This window comes from Arcicella sp. (assembly GCF_964672035.1).
The window spans coordinates 1-5,354 of record NZ_CBABQS010000141.1 but is presented as its reverse complement, the minus strand read 5'-3'; the positions used below and the strand labels follow the sequence as shown (position 1 = coordinate 5,354).

Sequence of the window (5,354 nt, the reverse complement as noted above, 5' to 3'; positions counted from 1 at the left end):
AAAATAGAGATTCATCTGTATTCATTGGCCGCCATTACAACCTCTTTGGGTATTTTGATTGATAATACTATTGTGATGATTGACCATTATCGCAGATACAAAAATCTAAACGTTTTCATGGCGTTATTAGGGGCAACCCTCACAACCATTGCTGGGCTAACGGTTATTTGGTTTCTACCAGAAGAAACAAAATTAGACCTATTGGACTTTGCCGTAGTGATGATTATTGTCTTGGGAATTTCCTTAATTGTTGCTCTGTTTTTTGTTCCTGCTTTGATAGAAAGAATAGATATGTTACCTGATAATCAAGAGATTAAACACAGAAAAAAGCTAAGAAGAATATCCAAACTGAGTAGAATTTATACAAAAATAACCCTATTCTTTTTGCGTTATCGTAATACATCTTTCCTTCTAATGTTCCTTGCTTTCGGCTTCCCCGTCTTTATGTTACCTAATCGTTTGGAAGATACAAACCCTTTGGCAAAGTATTATAATCCAAGTATCGGGAGCGAATATTATCAAGAAAACATCCAACCGACTATCAATAAGGTGTTTGGAGGGAGTTTAAGATTATTTGTAAACTATGTTTATGAAAAATCATATTACTCAAAAAATGAACGCACTTCCTTATACGTCAATGCAGGATTACCAAACCAAGCTACCATTGAGCAAATGAATGAATTGTATTTGCGAGTGGAAAGTTATTTGAGCCAATTCAAAGAAATTGACCGCTTTATTACTCGGATTTACAACGGACAAAATGGAAGTATGACCATATATTTTAAGCCAGAATATGAAAATGGTTCGTTTCCGTACATCTTAAAAAATCGGATGATTGCCCTTTCTACTGAAATGAGTGGTATCAATTGGGATATTTACGGAGTAGGTCAAGGGTTTAGTCAAAATCTGGATGAAAACAGTACGCCAACTTTCAATGTGATGATGCACGGCTACAATTATAATGAATTGGAACGCCAAGCAAATATTTTAAAAAAGCGTTTGGAAGTTCACCCAAGAATTCAAGAAGTAAATATCAATAAGAGTCAGAATTTTTGGAATAATAAAAGTCTTTATGAATTTGTATTGGAAACCGACCCGAAACATTTAGCCTTGTACGGACGAACTAATACAGAAGTGTATGAGTATTTGCAACGCCAAAATGTACGCTCACGACCAGATATTTACCAATTAATGAACGGTGAATATGAACAAATTAAAGTTGTACCAGATGAGAGTAAGAATTTTGATGTTTGGTCATTAATGAATCAGTCGGTGAAGGTGGATAAAAATGTTGTGAAACTTTCTGATTTTGCGAAGTCTGAAAAACAGAAAATTAGCCCAGAGATACATAAAGAAAACCAAGAATATCTCAGAATGATAAGTTTTGAGTATTTTGGTAGTCAGAATTTTGGGGATAAATTTTTAGATAAAACTTTAACAGAAATCAAACCAGAATTGCCATTAGGTTATACTGCCAAGAAAACAGGATATGATTGGTACAGTGAGGAAGCTAAACAACAATATTGGTTAATTGGCTTGGTGATAGTGCTGATTTATATTATCTGTGCTATCATTTTTGAGTCATTGTTGCAACCCTTAGCATTGATTATGCTGATACCGATTTCATTTATCGGAGTCTTTTTAACTTTCTACTGGTTCGATTTTAATTTCGACCAAGGGGGGTATGCTTCTTTTGTATTGCTGAGTGGCAATGTAGTTTGTGCCGCCATTTTCATTATCGCAGAATTTAATAATTTACAGAAATTGCATCCTACCGCAAAACCTTTCAAACTATACATCAAAGCCTATAATCATAAAATTATCCCTATACTGCTAACTGTTCTTTCAACGGTGGTAGGTTTAATTCCGTTTTTAATTTATGGGCAAAATGAGGTATTTTGGTTTGCCCTTGGTGCTGGTACAATTGGAGGATTAATGATGTCTTTAATAGGAATTATCTTGTATTTGCCTTTGTTTTTGAGATTTCGGTGAAAAAAGAGAGCCAAGTTTGTGGGAACTTGACTCTCTTTAATTCATTACTCCAAAGCCTTAATCATTTCCTCTTCTAATTCTTCTAATTTTCTCTTCCGTGCTTCTTCCAATTCCTGCTTCTTCTTATCTTGATGGGCAATATAAACAAGTCCCATGATAACTAATACGATTGGAATTAATAACCACCATAACCATCCAAAATTATTACTTTTACTACTTTTTTCGGCTATATAACCAAGACCATTTGTGGCGACACCTTGTGCCATTTCCATAAATGGATTTGAAACTATCTCAAACATATTATACAAGTTTTATGATGTCATTCATTATTAAAAAAATGTCTTCAATTTGATTTACTGTCCTTTGAACTGGTTGTCCATAGCTATTATTGTAAGGAACAGTTTTACCACGATATTTTGCAAAAGCACTTTTCATTAAATCGTTCTCATAAAAATTCACTTTCCCCTCTAATTGCTGAATCTGTCTCTTTTGTTGTTCTATCTTAGGAGCTAATTCTGAGGTGCTTTTAGAGCCTTGCGACTGTAACGAGTGGCGACTTGATATTACGGTATCAACATACTCACTTAATGTCATGCCTATCTGTTGTGCTTCTTGTGCCAACTGGATTTTTGTTCCTGCTTCACATTTGAAACCTAATGTTACTTTGTTTTGAGCATATTGAAGTCCCTCCAATTGTAATGCTCGACCTGTTCTTATGTCTGTCATTATATATTTCTTATTTTTATTAAAGATTATTATTTTACTATTTTTCTCTTGAATGTAAAGCGCATTTATTCAAAAAAATATCATCCGTCTCTTATTCGATTAGTCAAGTAGCATTTTACTGTTTGACTAAAAGCTCCGTTACTTTTATGAGGATGTGATGTCATTTTTTCACACCTCCTCTTAAATTAAAACCTTCGGCTTCAATCTGTTTTTTTGTTTTCTTTTTACTATCCTCAATCCATAATAATAAATCCTTCCTAAAAAAAAGAAGTTGCTTTCCTACTTTATTGAATGGGATTTGACGTGTGGATGTCAATTGATAAATAGTGGACTTCGGCTTTTTCACAAAGGCTGCCGCTTCATCAATATTGATGGGAAAATCATCTGAGTATGATGATTTTTGCGAGTGTTCCGCAAGTGCCTTGCGAACTGATTGGTCAATTAAATTTGCTAATTGCTCAGGTGTTGTTACTATTAGATCTGTCATTGTATCACCAAATGCGAGGGGTGTTTATCCCGATTGATGATGTAAATATGTAGAGGTTATTTGTAGGTGTTTATTTAATAGAGGGGGACTGCAAATATTAACAGTCCCCCTAAAAATAATTATAACTTGCTGTTAATAAGCTCTTTAAGGTTTTCCAGTACAGCTATTTTTTCTTTTTTATTTTTAGGCATCCAACTTTCATACATCAAGAATTCTTCCATTTGACTTGCAGAAAAACCAGTTAAAATTTCAATCGCACCTGCAAAAGAGGCTTTACTCATATCAGGCTTTCCCATAAAAATACAATTTAATTGAGCAAAATATGAAAATAATTTCCCTGTTTCTTCTTTCGTAAAAATAGTTCTATTATCACCTTTCCCTTTTCTTGTAGTTGGCTTAGGGATTATTATTTTTTCGACAGGTTTTCGTCCAAGTTTTTTGGAACTATCTTCTAATTTTGAGCTATCTTCCGATTGACTATCATTCAATTTACTTGTAGGTATAAGAATTCCATAAGGATTTGTTTCTAACCATTTCTTTACTAATTTAACCTGATTATTACTGAGTAAACTTCCCTCATGTTTCATCAAAAGTATTTCTAAAAACCTTCCAAAATCATCCCAATTATTCTCAAAGCTATTTGTAAGGTGATATTTTAAAAAGTCATCAATTTGTTCAATTTCAATCGTTGCTACTGCCCACGCAAAAAAGTAAATGAAATACTTTCTTTCGTCAATATCTTCTTTGTTATATGTTAATACTATCTTACTGTGTCGAAACCAATAAATATCGTATGTCCAACGATATGCCTCTTGAATATCATCATCATTTATTCTCTTTTCTTCGATTGTATGACGACTCATTTGATAGTTAATCCAAGATTTTTTTTCATCTTCTGGTGTATCAGGAGACAGAAATTTTTGAGCAAGTTTTTCGGTATTTTCTAACGTATTTTTTGCTATTTGTTCTGGGAGTTCTTTTTCAAGTACGATGGGTATTTCTTTTAACCATGTTTTTTTATCTAATTTATTATTAGGAAATGTAATATACCCCAGAGAAAAATCTTGATAACCAGTCCTTTCTTGCATACTTCTATTTACTGCACGTTCGTATAAATACACAAAATGAAAATGCCTCTCTGCATAATATTCTTCTTTTTCGATACGCTCTGTATATTTTTCATCAGTTTCTGTCATTAGCGAATGAAATTGACTATATAGCTCTTTAAAACAATTATCAGGAATATCTGCGGCTTTTCCCAAGGCTTCTTGCCAAATTGTGCTTGTGTCAATATCATACATTTGATACCAATTCATTGCTCCCATATTATTCGATTACTTTCTTGTTTAATTTTTATCTTTATAACTCATATACCAATTCAATTTCCTCACAAAAAGCCTGTGCCTTTTCCACTGTAGGAATATCAATTTTACTCAAATAAAAATCATTTTCCAGCCCCTTTAACCTATCCTTCAAATACCAAGAATCTTCATTATCATCTTGAATATATTTTCTGACAATTACTTGAATTTGATTGAAAATCTCTTCATTATTAGTGGCATAAATTTTAAAGATTCCAAAGACAAAACCTTCTAATTCTCTTCTATGAAAGTTTTTGATATTTTTACTGGTTCTGATTGCCGTTTGTAAAATTTCTTCCCAATGTTGAATACTATCTTCAAAAGGAATTTTAGCTAATGAGTCCCATTCTTTTGAATAATACGAATCAAAATAAGCATTATGGTAGCGTTTTTTAAATTCTATTAATCCTCTTATATGTCCGTTCAAGATTAACTGATTTATAGCCTTGTATCTGTTCTCTTCGCTTATTTCCTCATCACTATTCAAATATTTTTCTATTACCTCATTTACTTTGCTTAGGTACATTTTTTTGGTTGAAAGTTTTTCTAAAATATACCAATGGTCTTCTTTTATCGGAGAAAAGTCATCTAACCTGAATTCAAAATCACTTATTTCACCCTTTAATTCTAAGTAAATATTAGTATAATGTACCCCAAATTTAGGACAACCTTTCAATAAGACGGAAGTATTGCTAAATTTGATATTATGAACAAGCATAGCAAGCGTAAATTCACTCCTGAGTTCAAGTTTAAGGTCGCCCTTGAAGCACTTCAAGAGAAACAAACAT

6 protein-coding genes are annotated in these 5,354 nt (G+C 32.7%); 1 reads left to right on the top strand and 5 read right to left on the bottom strand.

Annotation, left to right across the window (positions count from 1 at the left end; translation table 11 throughout):
* A partial coding sequence (locus AC1W31_RS20280; RefSeq protein WP_481736323.1) for an efflux RND transporter permease subunit occupies window positions 1-1,992 on the top strand: 1,992 nt, incomplete at its 5' end.
* A gap of 44 nt (window positions 1,993-2,036) precedes the next feature.
* Here the strand turns inward: AC1W31_RS20280 and AC1W31_RS20275 are convergent.
* From AC1W31_RS20275 to AC1W31_RS20255, 5 genes are all read right to left on the bottom strand, one after another.
* Entirely contained in the window at window positions 2,037-2,258 is a 222-nt protein-coding gene (locus AC1W31_RS20275) for a hypothetical protein (RefSeq protein ID WP_481736322.1), read from the bottom strand.
* Between the two features lie 34 nt (window positions 2,259-2,292).
* Entirely contained in the window at window positions 2,293-2,718 is a 426-nt protein-coding gene (locus tag AC1W31_RS20270) for a hypothetical protein (protein WP_481736321.1), read from the bottom strand.
* Between the two features lie 160 nt (window positions 2,719-2,878).
* The gene (locus AC1W31_RS20265) at window positions 2,879-3,205 is read right to left on the bottom strand and encodes a helix-turn-helix domain-containing protein (protein ID WP_481736320.1); all 327 of its coding nucleotides are present in this window, start codon (window positions 3,203-3,205) and stop codon (window positions 2,879-2,881) included.
* 119 nt (window positions 3,206-3,324) lie between these two features.
* Complete coding sequence (locus tag AC1W31_RS20260; protein ID WP_481736319.1) at window positions 3,325-4,530, bottom strand: hypothetical protein; 1,206 nt, start codon at window positions 4,528-4,530, stop codon at window positions 3,325-3,327.
* A gap of 34 nt (window positions 4,531-4,564) precedes the next feature.
* Window positions 4,565-5,354 (bottom strand): hypothetical protein (locus tag AC1W31_RS20255; protein ID WP_481736318.1); only part of this gene is annotated, 790 nt, incomplete at its 5' end.

What these genes read in the sequence shown, in the direction of transcription:
- AC1W31_RS20265 (WP_481736320.1), bottom strand. Translation starts at nt 3,205, where the DNA reads ATGACAGATCTAATAGTAACAACACCTGAGCAATTAGCAAATTTAATT.
- AC1W31_RS20275 (WP_481736322.1), bottom strand. Translation starts at nt 2,258, where the DNA reads ATGGCACAAGGTGTCGCCACAAATGGTCTTGGTTATATAGCCGAAAAA.
- AC1W31_RS20270 (WP_481736321.1), bottom strand. Translation starts at nt 2,718, where the DNA reads ATGACAGACATAAGAACAGGTCGAGCATTACAATTGGAGGGACTTCAA.
- AC1W31_RS20260 (WP_481736319.1), bottom strand. Translation starts at nt 4,530, where the DNA reads ATGGGAGCAATGAATTGGTATCAAATGTATGATATTGACACAAGCACA.